The following is a 15,675-nucleotide window of genomic DNA, read 5'->3' as shown; positions in this document are numbered from 1 at the left end:
CCCACGTGATTCTCGGTTCGGGATCTGCGGGACGGGCCGACCGCCCCCGCCCCCCCGGCGGAGGGCGGCGGCCCCGGTGCACCCGCCCCGGGCCAAGCACAGGCTGGTACCGCTATCCCCACCGCAGGGCGGTGGCCCCCCAGGTGTACCCGGTGCCGGCGCTGAGCAGCACCACCAGGTCCCCGGGCGCCAGGAGCTCACGCCGCACCGCCTCGTGCAGGGCCACCAGCGGGTCGATGGCCGACATGTGGCCGTACTGGTCGAGGTAGACCCGCCGCTCGGACGGCACCCCCAGCGCCGCCATCACCTGGTCGAACAGCGACCGCTTGGTGTGCAGCATCGCCACGAAGCGGATCTCTTCCGGCCGGTGGCCGCTCTGCACCACCGCCTCCCGCGCCACCGCCACGAAACGCTCGAACGAAACGGGGTCCAGCCGCTGCTTCATCTCGGCCGGGTCGGTCACGTCCAGGAAGTGCAGCCGGTCCCGCACCGTGGCCTCGCTGGCCGGCAGCTTCGACCCGCCGGCGGGCACCTTCACGTAGTCGTGGAACGAGCCGTCGGTGAGGGCCGCCGTCTCCAGCACCACGTTGTGCTCGTAACCCCGCTGCAGGACCGCCGCCGCCGCCCCGTCGCCGAAGTTGAACATGAACCGTGACCGGTGGTTGCCGTAGTCGATGAGCTCCCCCTCCCGGCTGGCCCCCACCAGCAGGATGCTGCGCATGCGGGGGTTCGCCAGGAGCATGGACCGCGCCACGCTCAGCGCAATCGGGCAGCCCACGCTCACCGCCGCCACCTCGAAGGCCACCGCCAGGCGGAGGCCCAGCTCGTGCTGGATCTTGGGCGCCGCCATCCAGACGGGGTAGTCCTTGTAGGGGCTGCCGAAATAGATGACCGCGTCGATCTCGTCGGGGTCCACCTGCGAAAGCAGCGGCCGGGCCGCCTTCACCGCCAGGTCGGAGACGTGCTCGTCCGCACCGGCGCGGTGCTTGCGCTGGATGCCCAGCTTCTCCCGGACCACGGCCTCGGGCAGCCCCGACCGGGCGGCGATCTCCGCCGCGGTCTCCTCCTGTGCGGGCATGTAGATGTTGAAGGCTCTGAGTCCGACTGTCTCCACCCACTTCCCTCCCGTGCGGGACGATTCGGCCCGGTCAGGCCGAATCGTCCCGCCGTTCTTGCCGGGGCATCCGTCCCAGCGGGGCCGGATCGCCCGGTCCGTCATCGCCGTGCGGTCCTGCCCGTCCACGCCGATCCAGCCTGCCATAGCGAGGCGCATCAGCCCGCCTGCTCCCGCCGGGCCAGCTCGCCCTTCAGCACCTTGCCGGCGGCGTTGCGGGGCAGGTCCGGCAGGAAGTGAAACCGCCTGGGAACCTTGTACTTGGCCAGCTGCCGGGCGCAGTGCTCCCGCAGCTCCTCCTCCGTCACGCTGGCCCCGGGCATCAGCACCACGGCGGCATGGGGCACCTCGCCCCACTCGGGATGCGGCACGCCGTAGACCGCCGCCTCCACCACGGCAGGGTGAGACTGAATCACCTGCTCCACCTCCACCGGGTAGACGTTCTCGCCGCCGGAGATCAGCATCTCCTTGAGCCGCCCGACGATGGTGACGAACCCCTCCTCATCGGCCCGGGCCAGGTCGCCGGTGTGGAACCAGCCGTCCCGCACCGCCTGCGCCGTGGCCTCGGGGTTCCGCCAGTAGCCGGCGAACACGTTGGGCCCCTTCACCACGATCTCGCCCACCTGCCCCGGCGCCGCGGAGGCCCCGGTGGCGGGGTCCAGCAGCCGCACCCGGTTGAACGGGGCCGGACGGCCGATGGAGCCGGCCTTGCGCAGGTAGTCGGCCTCGTCCGCCATCATGAAGACCGTGGGCGCCGTCTCCGTGAGCCCGTAGCCCTGGCCGAAGGGGATCCCCCGCTCGTGGTAAGCCCGGATCAGGTCCACCGGGCACGGCGCCCCGCCGCTGTAGAACATCCGCACCGACGAAAGGTCGGGCCGCAGCCGGTCGATTGCCTCCAGAAGCCGCTGGTGCACCGTGGGCACGCCGAAGACCACCGTCACCCGCTCCTGCTCGATCAGCCGCAGCGCCTGCTCGGGGTCGAACCGGGGCGGAATCACCGCGCGCCCGCCGGCCAGCAGGGTGGGCAGCAGAAAGAGGCCCAGGCCACCGATGTGGAACATGGGCAGCAGCGTGATCGTTACGTCGTCCGACCGCAGGTCGATGGTGAGGAGGTCATTCATCGCGTTCCAGAAGAAGTTGTTGCTGGTAAGCACGGCACCCTTGGGCCTGCCCGTCGTACCCGAGGTGTAGGCGATTACCAGCGGCGTGTCCCAGGAGAGCGGCTCCTCGTCCTCGGCCACCGGGACGCCGGCGGGGCCGGGGACCCCCTCGCCGGCCGGAGCCACAGGGCCGCCGGCGGGGCCCGGTTCGGCCGCCTGGCCGAGCAAGTGCTCGAAGTCCAGGGCGCCATCTCCGCCCTCCCCGGCCGTAATGCGCACGGGGGCGGGCAGCCCCAGCCGCTCCGCGAGTGCGCCGGCCGTAGCCACGAACTCGCCGCTGCAGAAGACCCGGCTCGTCTCGCTGTCGCGCAGCTCAAACTCCAGCTCCGCGGGCGTCAGCCGCCAGTTGAGGGTCACCAGACAGGCCCCGGTGCGGGCCGAGGCCAGCAGCAAGAGCAGGTATTCCGGCCCGTTGACGCTGAGGATGGCGATGCGGTCCCCCCTCCGCACGCCCAGCGGTCCCCGCAGAACCCGGCTGGCCGCCGCCACCCGCTCCTCCAGCTCCCGGTAGGTCCAGCGGATGCCGTCTCCCACCACGGCCACTTTGTCGGGACGCACCCAGGCCTGCGCCCACACCCAGTAGCTGATCTCGTACACGCCCCGCTCACTCCTTCCCCCAAGTTGAGCCAGGCTCAGCCGCCCGTCGCACCGGGGTTTCCCTCCCCGGCCCGGGGCAGCAGCCCGTGAAGCACCACCGAAACCACGCTTTCCACCACCTCCCGCGGCGGCACGCGTCCCTCCCAGAGCGCCCAGCGCATGCCCACCATGTGGAAGGCGCCCATGAGGACGTACGCCACGGCCTCGGGATCGAGCTGGCGGAACTGACCGCGCGCCATCGCCTGCCTGAGGCCGCGGATGTAGCCCTCGGCAAGGCGGGAGTAGTACCAGCGGTGCAGTTCCGGATCGACGAACTCGCACTCCCGCACGATGATGTACAGGTTCCGCCGCCGGGTGACGAAGTGGAGGAACGTCTCAAGCCCCACCCGCTCGATCTCGGCCCGGTCCGTGAGCGAGGCGACGGCCGTGGCCAGCTCCCGGCGCAGGTCGTGGCTCATGGTGCGGACCAGGGCCCGGAAGATGTCTTCCTTGGCCTTGAAGTAGATGTAAAAGGTGCCCTGGGCCACGTTGGCCCTGCGGGTGATCTCCGCCACCGAGGCCCGGAAGAAGCCCTGCTCGGCAAAGACCTCCTCCGCCGCCTCCAGCAGCTTGCGCCTGGTGGCTTCGGCCCGTTCGCTCATCTTCTCGACACCGTCGCTGAACTCGGGTGCGTCCAGTCGGGGAGAGGTGGTCCTGCGCATGCCATCACTCCTTGGCGGTTGGTGATGAGTGACTCACGAGTCATAAACCGGCGTGGGGGCTTGCCTCCGCCTTCGTTGAGTGGTGACTCACTTGTCATCTTTTCTCTAATCAGATACGTCTGGATTGACTGAATCTCCTTCCGCGACTACATCTTTTGGTCCAAGTGATTTCGGGCACAACCTGGCGAAGCGGCGGAGACCGGACCTGGCATCGCCGGGCAGACGCGAGCACCCCCGCCTCGCGCGGAGGCGGGGGTGCGGAAGACCCGGTTACGCCTGTGACCGATCCGGCAGCCGGAACCGGCCGATCTCGGCGTAGGTGGCCTCGGCAATGCCGGCCAGTTCCGAAGCCGAGGCGGCCAGTTCTTCCGTGGCCGCGGCGTTGGACTGGGCGATGCTGGTCAGATGGTCGGCATGGCTGCCGATCTGGGAAAGCGTCGCTCCCTGCTCTTCGATGGCGGCGGCGATGCGGGCGAGCAGGTCGTTGCTCTCCCGTGCCGCCTGCTCGATGCGGTCCATCTCGGCGCTGACGGCCGCCACGCTCTCGGCCGCCCGCCGGGCCTCCTCCACCGCCCGCTGGACCAGCGCGTTGATCTCCTTCGCCGACTTGCTGGAGTTGGCGGCCAGGCGGCCCACCTCGGCGGCCACCACGGCGAAGCCCTTGCCGTGCTCGCCGGCCCGGGCCGCCTCGATGGCAGCATTGAGCGAAAGCAGGTTGGTCTGCGTCGCAATTTCCTCGATCACGCTGGTGAACTTGCTGATCTGCTCGCTACTGGCGGCGATGGCCTGCACCAGGGCCACCATCTGGTCCATGGCGGCGCGGCTGGCATTCACCACGGCCACCGTCTCACCGGACTTGCCGCTGGCCGTCTCGGCGTCGGCCACCAGCGTGGCGATGGTCGCCCCCGACTCCCGCACGGCGCGGGTCACCTGCTCCACGATCTGCATCTGGTCCTCGGCACCCGAGGCGATCTGTTCGGTGGCCTTGCTGTTCTCCGCCGACGCGCTGGCCACCAGGCTCGCCTGCCGGCGCAGGTTGAGCAGGGTATCGGTGAGCGACGCGAGGGCGGCGTTGTACTGATTGGCCAGCACGGCCAGTTCGCCCGTGGCGTCCGTCTGCAGGGTCCGGGTGAGGTCCCCGGCGGCCAGGGCGTTCATGGACGCGACCACCTCCCGCAGCACGGCGGACAGCCGGGTGGCGGCAACGGCGGCGTTCTCCTGGGCCTCCCGGAACCGGCCGTCGGCCGCCACGGCCTGCTGCTGGAGGTCCAGATCGCCGTCGGCCAGCGCGGCCAGCTGGGCGTTCAGCGCGTCCACGGTCGCCTCGATCTGCTCGGCGGTCCGGTTGGCGGCGTCCTTGATGCGGGCCAGCTCTCCGGGCAGGTTGGTGTAGATGCGGCGGCCGAACTCGCCCCGCTTGAGCCCGTCCAGCATCTGGCTGATGTCCGCCACTGCGATCTCCACGCCGTCGAGGGCAAGGTTGATCGACCGGGCGATCTCGGCCATGCGGGACCGGCCGGGCAGGTCGACGCGGGCGCTCAGGTCGCCCCGCTCGAAGGCGGTGATCGCCCGGGCCAGGGCGTCCAGCGGCTCGGTCTGCCAGCGGTTGACCAGCGTGGCCAGGTGCGTGCCCACCAGGCCGCCGACGCCGGCGATTGCCCACAGGCCGGCGGGCGGGAGGCCCCACGTGCCGCCTGCGGCCAGGGAGACGGCCACCAGGGCGGGCCAGCCCATCAGGATGGCCAGATGTCCCCGGATGCCGATCCGCTCGCCCAGGCTCTCGCGTCGGCGGAGGCTGCCCAGGGTGTCCAGCAGGCCCTTCTCCCCGGCGTTCATGCGCCGGTAGAGCTCCTCGGCGGCGGCGATCTCCTCCCGGGTGGGCTTGCGGCGCACCGAGCGGTAGCCGACGATCTTGCCGTCGACCTTGATCGGCGACACGACGGCCCGCACCCAGTAATGGTCGCCGTTCTTGCAGCGGTTTTTCACCAGTCCCACCCAGCGCTCCCCGGCCTGGATGGTCCGCCACATGTCCCGGAACGCCTCCGGCGGCATGTCCGGATGGCGCACGATGTTGTGCGGCTGGCCCACCAGTTCTTCGCGGGAGTAGCCGCAGACGGCGCAGAAGGAGGCGTTGGCGGCGGTGATCACACCGCGCAGGTCGGTCTCGGAGATGAGGCGCTCTTCGTCCGGATAATCGCGTTCGATCTGGGTGACGGGCAGGTTCTTCCGCATCGGCGTCGCCTCCTGGTCACTAAAGACCTTTCGTTGGATAGTTTAGGTAGTGCTAGCTATCATACTTATAGCACGTCGAATCGTGTCGACGATAGTAGTCACTTTGTCTGATAGTCATTTTTGCTATTGCGGGGCAACTACGGTTACAGCGGCATGAAAATGGCCGGAGACCCGCTTCAGGTCTCCGGCCGTTTGTCGCTCATCGTCGGCGCAGACCACTATGAGAGAGATGCCTGGCATGAACAGAGCCGGAGACCTGCCAAGTCTCCGGCTGCTTCTCATCCCATCACCTGCGCAAGTCCCGTCAAGGCGATGAGCGCCCCGCCCAGCGACGCCAGCAGCCCGGTGGCCATCCGGGTCGCGGCCGGCATCTCCTCGCTCTCGCCCCGCACGTAGGCGCCCACCGATACCTGCTCGCCCAGCAGCGCATGGCCTGCGCCCGCACACACCAGCGAGCCGCCCATGGCCAGCAGCTGCCACCCGGGCCAAAGCGCCGGAGCCAGGCTGCGCAGCGCCAGGGTAATCGCCAGCCCCACGAAACCCGCCGTCATCGCGAGCCGGAGCCACCGATCGTGCGCCTGCCCCCACCGATACAGCCGCAACCGCCACCAGAGCCGCCGGTCCATGCCGACATCCCCTTTGGTTAGAACGATCGGTTATGTTTAGCATAACAGACTCTTCTGGCAGGCGGCAAGGGAGAACATACAGATTCTTTTTAGAGAACGTTTGACCAAGCGCATGGCGAGACTGCGGCTCTACCACCGGGGAGAACGGGGGCGCTGCGTACCCGTCATGAACCCTCCGGGCGCTTGCGCACAACCACCACCTTGAGCCGTGGGTACACGGGCCACAGCCTCACGGACACGGTGCCCATCACCCCAGACGCGTCAGTTCCGCCTGCAGCTCTGCGATCGTGCGCACCCGCGCCTCCGAACGGCGCCGGGCCTCGGCCAGGGCCCCAGGGTCCTTCGTAAAGGCCGCCATCTCGTCCGGCACCTCCCGGAAGTACCGGGCCAGCCGGTCCAGCTCGACGCCCAGGTGGCGGAGGTCGGGGGGAAGGGCCGCCTTCCCGCCCCGCAGCGCCGGGACCAGGCCGCACAGCTGGCTCACCGCCCGGGTCCAGTCCTGCAGGCTGCGGCCGGACTTGCTCTTGAACCCGCTCATGGCCAGCGGGCGGAACACCATGGGCAGCCGGCGAAACTCGGCGTCGGTCTCGGCCAGAGCCGCGGCCAGGTCGCCGGCCAGGGCGGCGATGCGCTCGGGGTCGACCTGGGAGTTACCGGCTCGCTCTGCGGCCGCCGCCCCCGCGGGGACCGTGTCCGCGGGCGCCGCCTCCTGTGCGACGCTCCCCACGGATGTCGCGGCCACCTCCGCCGGTCCGGGTGCGCCCGCCGCAGAGTTCTCCCCGAAGAAGCCGGCCTGCTCCAGCACCTGGTAGGCGTCCACCGTCTGCCCGTGCACGTCCCGGGCCAGCACGGCGACGAGGTACGCCGTGGCGGCCCCCGAGTCCTCCGCCGGCATGCTGCCCACGTACGCCCGGTGGAATGAGAGGCCGACGAACCGCTCCGGCCGGGTGCCGATGCGGGGGGCCAGTTCCCGTGCAATCGCGTTCAGCCCGGGGGTGTCGACGAACCCCGGAGCGAAGGCGACCACGCTCACCCCGTGCCGGCCCACCTCCGCGGCCAGGGAGTGGGTCATGGCTTCCAGCCCCTTCTTGGAGGCGATGTAGGCGGAGAGGTGCGGGAACGCCTCGGTGGAGATCATGTTCACGATCGTGCCCCGGCGCCGCTGCTGCATCGAGGGCAGGAAGCGGCGGCAGGTCAGGAACGCCCCGATCAGGTTCACCCGCAGCACCTGCTCGAACTCCGCGGCGGACATCTCAAGCAAGGACCGCACGGGGGCGACGATCGCGTTGTTGACCAGGATGTCCACGGGCCCCAGTTCGGCCTCCACGGTCCGGCCCAGCCGCTCGATGTCCGCCTCCGCCCCCACGTCTGTCCGGACGAAGAGCGCCTCTCCCCCGGCCCGGCGGATGAGCGCCTCGGTCTCCTGCCCGTTCTCCGACCGGGCGGCGATCGCCACTTTTGCCCCCAGGAGGGCAAGCGCCCGGGCCACCTCGCGGCCGATGCCGCGGCCCGCCCCGGTCACCACCGCCACCTGCCCCGCCAGCGCGCCCTTCTGCAGCCCCAGGCGCGCCAGGGCCTCCTCCAGTCTGCTCATGCCGTCCTCCTCCCTCGCCTCAGGCGTGCTGCTCCGCCAGCCGCGCCAGGTGCGGCAGGCGCTCGAGCACCAGTTCCCGCTCCACGCCGAAGTCCACGAGACAGGCCAGCTCGGTGACGCCGATCTTCGCCAGGGCGGCCACTCGCTCGCTGCAGCTCTCCACCGTGCCCAGCAGCGTCGAGGTGCGGAAGTGACGCTCGAAGGCGTTTTCCAGCATGTAGTCGATCCAGCGCGGCGAGATGGCGCTGGGGTCGAGGTCCTTGCGGGCGCCGCGCACATAGGCGTCCATCAGGTTCATGAACGAGCGCAGGTAGCGGATGAACGGCTCCCGCACCCGCTGCCGCACCTCCTCCAGGTCTTCGCCCAGGAAGGCGTGGATGGTCACGGTCACCTGCCCTCCGTCCGGGTCGTGGCCGCTTTCCGCCCGCGCCTTCCGGTACTCGGCGATCTTCTCGGCCAGCTCGGCGGGGGTGTGGCCCACCAGGTACGTCAGGACGTTCATCCCCATCGCCCCGGCCCGGCGGAAGATCTCCACGTCGCGCGCCGCCGTGAGCCAGAGGGGCACGTCCCGCTGCACCGGCCGGGGGTAGGTCAGCACGGAGACTTCCTCGCCTGCGCCGTTGCGACAGGCGACCGGCTTTCCCCGCCAGAGGCGGGTGAAGGTCGGAATCCGCTCGTACATCAGTTCCCGCCGCTTCTCAAAGTTGTCGGGCGAGATGACGAAGTCGTTGGGGTGCCACCCGGCCGCGAAGGCGATGCCGACCCGCCCGCCGGAGAGACAGTCGACCGCCGCCCACTCCTCGGCCACCCGGAGCGGGTTCTGGTTCGGCAGCACCACGCTGCCCGCCCGGATGCCGACGCGCCGCGTCACCATGGCGAGGGCGGCGCCGATGACCGACGGGTTGGGAAACAGGCCGCCGAAGGGCTGGAAGTGGCGTTCCGGAACCCAGACCGCCGTGAAGCCGTTCTCATCTGCGAACCGGGCCGCCTCGAGCACGAGACCGTACCGGTCGGCGGATTCCGCATCGTCGAGGCTCGAGAAGAAACTGAGACTGAACCGCATACCTCATCCCTCCACAATCTCGGGATGCTCCCGCAGGGCCCGCTCGAGGCGCTCCCTGAGCGGCGGCGGCGTGTTGAGGAGCAGTCGGCCCTCGCGGTTGAGGAAGACGTTCACCGTCCTCCCCGTGGCCAGCAGCCGGCCGTCGGCCTCACGGTAGAGCCGGTACGAGAGGTGAAGGGCGGCCTCGGGGCGCGGCCGCACGTAGATGGCCACCCGCACCGAGTCGCCGAAGCGGGCCGGGTGCAGGTACTCGCACTCGCAACGCCGCACCGGCACCTGAACCCCCCAGGCGTCGAGGTCGGCCTGCGTGACGCCCAGAGCCCGCGCCGCGAAGGCGAAGCGGGCCACCTCCATGTAAACCAGGTAGTAGCTGTGGTGCACCACCCGCATCTGGTCGACCTCGTGGAAGCGCACAGGGATGACGGTCTCGTTGATGCGGGGGGCCGGTGCGACCCGCTCAGTCGGCCTGGCCAGCGCCATGACTCGGCTCCCTCCCCTCCCGCTGGCGCCAGAACTCCTGATCCGCCCGGAAGAGCTTGGCGCCCACCACGGGCATGTGGATGAGCTGGCGGAAGCGCTCGAACCGCTCCCGCTCGAAATCGGGCACGGGCAGGACGGGCCGCTCCAGGATCGCCCGCACCAGGTCGCGTCCTGCCCGCGCCGTCTCCTCCAGCACCTGTTCCCGGTTCAGCCACATCCCCTTGATGATGGCCTGCCCCTCCACCGAGCCCACGACCTGGGCGCCGAAGGAGGTCCAGACCTGCGCCAGGTACCCGTTCACCAGGTCGCCACCCAGCCCCAGCGAAGAGGCGATGGTCACGACGTACTTCCCCTGCAGCGGCGGGCGGTGGGCCCAGCCCAGGCAGCGGTCGAGGAACGCCTTGGCCTGGGCGCTCACGTGCAGCATGTAGACGGGACTGCCGAAGATGATCCCGTCTGCCGCCAGGATTCGCTCCTGTAGGCGGGGCACGTCGTCCTGCTGGGGGCAGTACCCCTTGCGCAGGCAGGTGATGCACCCGGTGGAGGGCCGGACGTCGTGGTCGGAGAGGAAGACGAACTCTTCCTCGATAGCCGGGTGGGCGGCCCGGGCGCCCTGCAGCACGGCCTGCGCCAGCCGGTAGGTGTTGCTGAACTTGCCGGTGTGGCTCGCGACCATGGCGAGGATCCGGATCACTCGCTGATCGCCCATCTGCTCGCCTGCTCCCCCTCTACGTTCCACTGCCACCAGGACGCCTGCCAGTCGCCGTCCTCCGCCGCCACGGCGGCGATGTACCCCGGTGCCGGCCGGAACTGCAGGAAGCGCCAGCGCCGGACCTCCGCACTTCCCCAGTCAGAGGCCACGAGCCCCGGCGCCCCCGCCAGGCGCACGGAGAAGGTGCGTGTCCGCCCCCACAGGCCCTCCCCCGTCGCCTTCAGGTACGCCTCCTTCTGGGTCCAGCCCGCGTAGAACGCCGCCGTGCGCCGCTCCGCGGGCAGCGACAGCCACTCCGCCTGCTCCAGCGGCGAGAAGTATTGCTCCACCAGCGCCGCCAGGGCCCGGCCGGGCCGCACCGCCTCGACGTCGACCCCCACCTCGCGCCCACAGGTCACGGCGATGAGGGCCAGCCCGCCGGCATGGGCCAGGTTGAACCGGAGACCTCCCCCGCCTGCCAGCCCGGGCTTGCCCCGGGGCCCTGCGGCCAGGGGCACCCGGGCCGGCTCCATCTGCAGATACCGCCCCAGGACCTGCCGCAGGGCCGCGTGGGCCACGACGTACCGCCGCCGCTCGAGCGGGCGCAGAAACCGCCCGGCCCGCCGGACCTCCTGCGGGCTCAGCAGGGGCAGGAGGGCGGAGCGCACCTCATCGGCCACCTCCAGGTTCACCCGCCAGAGGTGAACCGCGTCCGGCGTGGCCTGCCAGGGCTGCACCCTCACTGCGGGCCGGAGCCCTGCGCAGCCTCCGCCTCTTCCCGCTCCCGCCGCTTCCAGAACCGGTAGTCCTCCGTGAAGACGGCCTCGCCCAGCCCGGGCAGGCTGAGCATGCCCCGGAAGAGCGCCAGGCGCTTCTGCTCGTACTCGCTGAGCGGGTACTCCCGCCGCTCCAGGATGGCTCGCACCAGCTCCTCGCCCACCTCCCGGAAACGCCGCTGCAGCAGTCCCCGGTTGAGGAACCGGCCCGGCACCAGCGACTGCGCCTCGATCGAGCCCACCACCGCCGCACCCATGGAGTTCCAGACCTGCGTCATGTAGGTCACGCATTCCGGCGCCCCCATGCCGGCGGAGGTCGCCACCACCACCACGTACTTGCCCTGCAGGGTCGGCCGGTGGGTGAGGTCCACCAACCGGTCGATGAAGACCTTGGCCAGGCCCGTGATGTGCATCACGTAGACGGGGCTGCCGAAGATGATGCCATGGGCCTCGTGGATCTCCCGCACGATGTCCGCCACGTCGTCGTGCAGGTGGCAGTTCTCGCGCCGGAAGCAGACGCCGCAGCCCGTGCAGAGCTCGATGCGCTTCTCCGCCAGGTGCACCGTGCGCTCCTCGATGTGGGGGTAGAACTCCCGGATGGCCGCCAGGAGCCCCTGGTGGACCAGGTGGGTGTTGCTCCTCCTCCCGTGCGGGCTGGCGGTGATGGACAGCAACCGGATCACGGACGGATCGCCCATCGTCGCTCCCTCCCGTCACCATTTCAGGGTCAGGCCGGCGAGGCGCTCCACCGCCGCCTCCTCCCGGTCGGCCAGCCGGTTCACCCACGTGCGCAGCTCCGCCACCACGGCCGCGTCGCCCCAGGTCTCCGCCAGGCGGCTCTGGTTCGCGTTCAGGTAGTGGAAGAAGGCGCGCCACTCCCGGGCCAGTGCGGCGTAGTCGCGGGCGGCATCCTCCAGCAGGGGGAGCCCGGTCACGCCGGCGGCCTCCCTGAGGAAGCGGGCGTACATGCCCCGCAGCATGTCGGGGCCGCTGGAGCGCGCCACCACCTGGGTGCAGAAGAAGAGCGACTTGCGGCGGTAGGCCTCGTCGTGGTGCAGGCCGATGGTCGGGAAGTGCTCGCGGAAGCGGCGCACCGCGGCCGCCGTGTTGTACAGCCCGCCCACGCCCAGCCGCTGGCGGGTGTGCCAGTCCGCCAGCGCCCGGGGGTGCTCGGGATAGCGGTACCAGTAGTCCACCGCCCGGCGCACCGCCAGCACGGTGCGGTAGGGCAGGTCGTCGATCACCGGCGGGAACAGGAAGTACACGATGCGGTTCCGGTCGGCGTAGAAGAGCCGGTCCGGGCCGGCGGCCGTGCGCATCTGCATGAACTCGTCCCGGGGGATCTCGAGGCTGGTCTTGTTGTCCACGCAGAAGACCAGGTCGCGCTCGTCGTCGTAGCCGGTCACCACCACGTAGTGCCGGCCCAGCTGCAGGCCCAGCGTCTCCTCGGCTTCGGCCTGCGCCTCCACCTGGGTCCGGCCGCTGATAGCCATCCCGTAGGTGGCGCTGTAGCGGGCGATCAGGTCGAAGGAGGTCTCTACCATCACGGGCTGGCCGGCGTCGATCAGGCCCTTCAGCTCGGGCCAGTCGTCCCCGGTCGACTCGCAGATCACCAACTTGGCGCTCAGGTTGGCGGCCGCGTTCTCCAGCAGGTTGTCCGTGGCCGACCCGAAGGCGGCGAAGTCCTCCCGCTCCATGTAGCCGAAGAAGAGGCCGCTGCCCAGGCCGTGGCAGTAGTCCTCCGAGAGGGCCAGGCCGGTGCCGTGCTCCAGCAGGTCACGAAAGCCGGTCACCACGCACTGGAGGCCCTGCCTGTGGTTCAGCGGAATCCGCCGCTCCACCCGCCTCACCCCCTGGCCGCGCCCGTCAGGCTGCGGGGCGACTGCTGCACGAACCGCGTCCACCGCTCGCGCAGGACTTCCAGGAACGGCTCGGCCGCCTCCCAGTAATAGGCCGCCACGGGCCGCTCCCCGCCCGAGGCGCGGTGGGCCAGGATGGCCTCTGCGGCCAGCCGCGCGCTGTACATGGCGTTGTGGATGCCCTCGCCGTACAGGTCGATCACCTCGGCCGCATCGCCTACCAGCAGGATGGGACACTCGGCGCGACCCAGGAAGAACTCGAGCCGCCCCTCCCGCAACTTCACCAGGGTGCGCTCCACCAGGTCGATGCAGCCCTCCTTCTTCACCACCTTGTCGATCCGCAGGCCGAAGTAGCGGGAGAAGTGGTCGACCACCCGCTGGCGCGCCTCGTCCACGCTGGTGCCCCCGTAGTGGCCGAGGCCGATGCAGATGAGCCCGTCCTTCTGCGTGAACCAGGCCGTGCCGGGCGCCACCCGCCGGTCGATGAAGTAGTAGTAAAAGTGCGGATCCAGGTCGATGGCGCCCTCGACGTACTCCTGATAGCTCACGGTCTGCACCACCTGCCGATCGGGGTAGACGAGGCTGCGCACGAGGCTGCCGCCCCCGTCGGCGCCCACCAGGTAGTCGCAGGCGACCTCGATCGCCTCGTAGGTGCGCCCGTCGTCGGCCCGCCGCTTCAGCTGAACGACGAGCCTTCCGTCGTCATCCCGCCGTACCGCCCGCAGCGAGCAGTCGTCCCAGACGACCGCGCCGTACTGGCAGGAGAGCGTGAGCAGCCAGTAGTCGAAGTCGCGCCGCCACACGCTGATCGCCGCGTCGGTGCCCAGGTTGACCTCGAAGGAACGTCGGGAGGTCCCCGACGGGATGACGCGCACGCCGTGGAAGTGCTGCGGCTTGCACGCCAGCACGTGGGGCACCGCCACCCCGAACTCGGCCCGGATCAGCTCCTGCGTCTCCTTTGAGATAAAGCCGCCGCAGGTTTTGTCCCGGGGCAGGGGCATGCGCTCCACCAGCAGCGTCCTGAGGCCCGCCTCTGCCAGCTTCTTGGCGGCCATCGCCCCGCCGGGTCCGCCCCCGACCACCACCACGTCCCAGGAATCCACTCGGGTCAATCACCGCACCTCCCTCGATTCTGGGGCGCCCTCCGCCTCTGCCTCCGGAGGGCCGCCGTCCCAACGCCCCGGCCGCCGCGGGGGCCTGTCCGCGCTCCATGGCCGGGCGCCCTCCCGCGCCTCCCACCGGCGGCCGGAGCGGGCTCACGCGCCGCTCACCTCCCGGAACCGGTAGGTGATCTCGGCCGTGGCCGCCCGCTGCCCGTCGACCTTCGCCTCCCCGGCGGCCCTGGCGAGGTCACCCAGGCGCTGCAGCAGGCGCATCTCGATGATGAGCTGGTCGCCCGGGACGACCGGCCGCACGAACCGGGCCTTGTCGATGGCGGCGATGTAGCCGCGCCGCCCCTCCACCTCGAACAGGAACCCCCCGCACTGGGCCATCGCCTCCAGGAGCAGCACGCCGGGCACCACCGGCTCGTCGGGGAAGTGGCCCGCGAAGTAGGGCTCGTTGATGGTCACGTTCTTCAGCCCCACCACCCGCACGCCGGGCTCCACCGTCAGCAGCCGGTCGAGGAGCAGGAACGGGTAGCGGTGCGGCAGGGCCGCCATGATCTGCGCGATGGACATGCCGTCACCCTGCCCTCCTCAGCAGCCACGAGTTCACGCTTCCGCCCACGAACAGGCTGTTGACCACGGCGTGCGAGCCCCGAAGGGGAGTCACCTTCCCGCCCCCGACGGGCACCGCCTCCCGCTGCAGGCTGAGCAGGGCGCCGATGAGGCTGAACACCTCCGCCGCACCCAGCGTCTCGCCGAACGTGCGCTTCACCGCCAGTGCGGCCGCCCCCGGGTAGAAGCGCTCCACCAGTTCCCGCTCGGCCTCCTCCACCGCCGGGGCGCCGTTGCCCAGGCGGCTCACCAGCCCGACCCCGGCCGCGGGGACCTGTCCCTCTGCCGTCCACCGGCCCATCGTGAGGGCCAGGGCCGACTCGCCGCCCGCCTCCAGCACGCCGACGTGCCGGTTCATGAGGCGGTCGGCGTAGGTCGCGTAGTCCACGATCTCGCCGTAGACCCGCGCCCCCCGCCGCGCCGCGTGCTCCGCCCGCTCCAGCACCAGCACCCCGCAGCCCTCCCCCAGGGCCATGTGCGTGAGCAGCCCGGCGTGCCGGTAGGCGTGGAGCACCTGCTCGCACAGCTCCTCGACGCCGATGGCCAGCACCACGTCGGCCCGGTTGAACCGCAGCAGGTCCACCGCGTAGGCCACCGACGAGCTGCCGACGAGGGTGGAGCTGACCCCCTGCAGCTGGAACTTGATGGAGAGCTGGCCGCTGGCCACGTTCATCACGGTCTGCTGGAAGTAGATCGGGCTCACCTGGTCCGGGCCCAGCCGGATCAGCTCGTCCAGGTACTTCACCGTCACGTTGATGGGCCCGTAGACTGTGGTCACCACCGACCCGATCCGGTCCCGGGGCACCACTTCCCGGCCCCCGTCCGCCAGGTCGGCGTCGGCCAGGGCCAGGCTCCCGGCGGCCAGGACCAGCTTCGAAAAGCGCTCCATCCGGCGCATGCCCACGCCCGCCGTGAACGGGTCCAGCGACAGGTCGGGCAGCCGGACGGACTCACCCCCGGGCGGCGTGCCCTGCACGCAGGCCTCCCAGAACGCCTCGGTCCCGAGCCCCGCGGCGGAGACGACGCCGATCCCGGTCACGACAATCCCCTGCATCTCCCACGGC

Annotated in this window: 15 protein-coding genes; all 15 read right to left on the bottom strand. The window is 70.6% G+C overall.

Features of this window, described 5'->3' with window-relative positions; genetic code table 11:
- Positions 1-112: 112 nt before the first annotated feature.
- Positions 113-1,273 (bottom strand): 3-oxoacyl-ACP synthase, encoded by a 1,161-nt coding sequence (locus AB2385_RS05025; protein ID WP_367653848.1) that lies wholly within the window; start codon positions 1,271-1,273, stop codon positions 113-115.
- Positions 1,273-2,871 (bottom strand): long-chain-fatty-acid--CoA ligase, encoded by a 1,599-nt coding sequence (locus AB2385_RS05020; protein ID WP_367653847.1) that lies wholly within the window; start codon positions 2,869-2,871, stop codon positions 1,273-1,275. The genes AB2385_RS05025 and AB2385_RS05020 overlap by 1 nt, the downstream gene beginning before the upstream one ends.
- A 35-nt stretch (positions 2,872-2,906) precedes the next feature.
- Entirely contained in the window at positions 2,907-3,572 is a 666-nt protein-coding gene (locus AB2385_RS05015) for a TetR/AcrR family transcriptional regulator (protein WP_367653846.1), read from the bottom strand.
- 270 nt (positions 3,573-3,842) lie between these two features.
- On the bottom strand, positions 3,843-5,804 hold the full coding sequence (locus AB2385_RS05010) for a methyl-accepting chemotaxis protein (RefSeq protein ID WP_367653845.1): 1,962 nt from the start codon (positions 5,802-5,804) through the stop codon (positions 3,843-3,845).
- Between the two features lie 278 nt (positions 5,805-6,082).
- Entirely contained in the window at positions 6,083-6,430 is a 348-nt protein-coding gene (locus tag AB2385_RS05005; protein ID WP_367653844.1) for a hypothetical protein, read from the bottom strand.
- Positions 6,431-6,677: 247 nt separating this feature from the next.
- Positions 6,678-8,024 (bottom strand): SDR family NAD(P)-dependent oxidoreductase, encoded by a 1,347-nt coding sequence (locus tag AB2385_RS05000; RefSeq protein WP_367653843.1) that lies wholly within the window; start codon positions 8,022-8,024, stop codon positions 6,678-6,680.
- Between the two features lie 19 nt (positions 8,025-8,043).
- A complete protein-coding gene (locus AB2385_RS04995) occupies positions 8,044-9,087 on the bottom strand; it encodes an LLM class flavin-dependent oxidoreductase (protein WP_367653842.1) in 1,044 nt (347 codons plus the stop codon).
- A gap of 3 nt (positions 9,088-9,090) precedes the next feature.
- Positions 9,091-9,567 (bottom strand): acyl-CoA thioesterase, encoded by a 477-nt coding sequence (locus tag AB2385_RS04990; protein WP_367653841.1) that lies wholly within the window; start codon positions 9,565-9,567, stop codon positions 9,091-9,093.
- Positions 9,545-10,276, bottom strand: coding sequence for a flavodoxin family protein (locus tag AB2385_RS04985; RefSeq protein ID WP_367653840.1), 732 nt, complete (start codon positions 10,274-10,276; stop codon positions 9,545-9,547). Before AB2385_RS04985 ends, AB2385_RS04990 begins: the two co-directional genes overlap by 23 nt.
- The gene (locus AB2385_RS04980) at positions 10,258-10,995 is read right to left on the bottom strand and encodes a 4'-phosphopantetheinyl transferase superfamily protein (protein WP_367653838.1); all 738 of its coding nucleotides are present in this window, start codon (positions 10,993-10,995) and stop codon (positions 10,258-10,260) included. The genes AB2385_RS04985 and AB2385_RS04980 overlap by 19 nt, the downstream gene beginning before the upstream one ends.
- A 2-nt stretch (positions 10,996-10,997) precedes the next feature.
- A complete protein-coding gene (locus tag AB2385_RS04975) occupies positions 10,998-11,732 on the bottom strand; it encodes a flavodoxin family protein (protein WP_367653837.1) in 735 nt (244 codons plus the stop codon).
- A gap of 15 nt (positions 11,733-11,747) precedes the next feature.
- Positions 11,748-12,875: a BtrH N-terminal domain-containing protein gene (locus tag AB2385_RS04970; protein ID WP_367653836.1), complete on the bottom strand. Its 1,128-nt coding sequence runs from the start codon at positions 12,873-12,875 to the stop codon at positions 11,748-11,750.
- Between the two features lie 5 nt (positions 12,876-12,880).
- The gene (locus tag AB2385_RS04965) at positions 12,881-13,996 is read right to left on the bottom strand and encodes an NAD(P)/FAD-dependent oxidoreductase (protein ID WP_367653899.1); all 1,116 of its coding nucleotides are present in this window, start codon (positions 13,994-13,996) and stop codon (positions 12,881-12,883) included.
- Positions 13,997-14,149: 153 nt separating this feature from the next.
- Positions 14,150-14,572 (bottom strand): 3-hydroxyacyl-ACP dehydratase FabZ, encoded by a 423-nt coding sequence (gene fabZ, locus AB2385_RS04960; protein WP_367653835.1) that lies wholly within the window; start codon positions 14,570-14,572, stop codon positions 14,150-14,152.
- Between the two features lie 4 nt (positions 14,573-14,576).
- Positions 14,577-15,665 carry a beta-ketoacyl synthase N-terminal-like domain-containing protein gene (locus AB2385_RS04955; RefSeq protein ID WP_367653834.1) on the bottom strand — a complete coding sequence of 363 codons (1,089 nt, stop codon included), beginning with the start codon at positions 15,663-15,665 and terminating at the stop codon, positions 14,577-14,579.
- Positions 15,666-15,675: the final 10 nt, after the last annotated feature.

The sequence above is a fragment of the Symbiobacterium sp. genome, assembly GCF_040797425.1.
Taxonomy (GTDB): domain Bacteria; phylum Bacillota; class Sulfobacillia; order Symbiobacteriales; family Symbiobacteriaceae; genus Symbiobacterium.
This window is presented reverse-complemented; position numbering and strand designations above follow the sequence as displayed.

What these genes read in the sequence shown, in the direction of transcription:
- fabZ (WP_367653835.1), bottom strand. Translation starts at nt 14,572, where the DNA reads ATGTCCATCGCGCAGATCATGGCGGCCCTGCCGCACCGCTACCCGTTC.
- AB2385_RS04985 (WP_367653840.1), bottom strand. Translation starts at nt 10,276, where the DNA reads ATGGGCGATCAGCGAGTGATCCGGATCCTCGCCATGGTCGCGAGCCAC.
- AB2385_RS05010 (WP_367653845.1), bottom strand. Translation starts at nt 5,804, where the DNA reads ATGCGGAAGAACCTGCCCGTCACCCAGATCGAACGCGATTATCCGGAC.
- AB2385_RS04955 (WP_367653834.1), bottom strand. Translation starts at nt 15,665, where the DNA reads ATGCAGGGGATTGTCGTGACCGGGATCGGCGTCGTCTCCGCCGCGGGG.
- AB2385_RS04995 (WP_367653842.1), bottom strand. Translation starts at nt 9,087, where the DNA reads ATGCGGTTCAGTCTCAGTTTCTTCTCGAGCCTCGACGATGCGGAATCC.
- AB2385_RS05005 (WP_367653844.1), bottom strand. Translation starts at nt 6,430, where the DNA reads ATGGACCGGCGGCTCTGGTGGCGGTTGCGGCTGTATCGGTGGGGGCAG.
- AB2385_RS05015 (WP_367653846.1), bottom strand. Translation starts at nt 3,572, where the DNA reads ATGCGCAGGACCACCTCTCCCCGACTGGACGCACCCGAGTTCAGCGAC.
- AB2385_RS04975 (WP_367653837.1), bottom strand. Translation starts at nt 11,732, where the DNA reads ATGGGCGATCCGTCCGTGATCCGGTTGCTGTCCATCACCGCCAGCCCG.
- AB2385_RS05025 (WP_367653848.1), bottom strand. Translation starts at nt 1,273, where the DNA reads ATGCGCCTCGCTATGGCAGGCTGGATCGGCGTGGACGGGCAGGACCGC.
- AB2385_RS05000 (WP_367653843.1), bottom strand. Translation starts at nt 8,024, where the DNA reads ATGAGCAGACTGGAGGAGGCCCTGGCGCGCCTGGGGCTGCAGAAGGGC.
- AB2385_RS04990 (WP_367653841.1), bottom strand. Translation starts at nt 9,567, where the DNA reads ATGGCGCTGGCCAGGCCGACTGAGCGGGTCGCACCGGCCCCCCGCATC.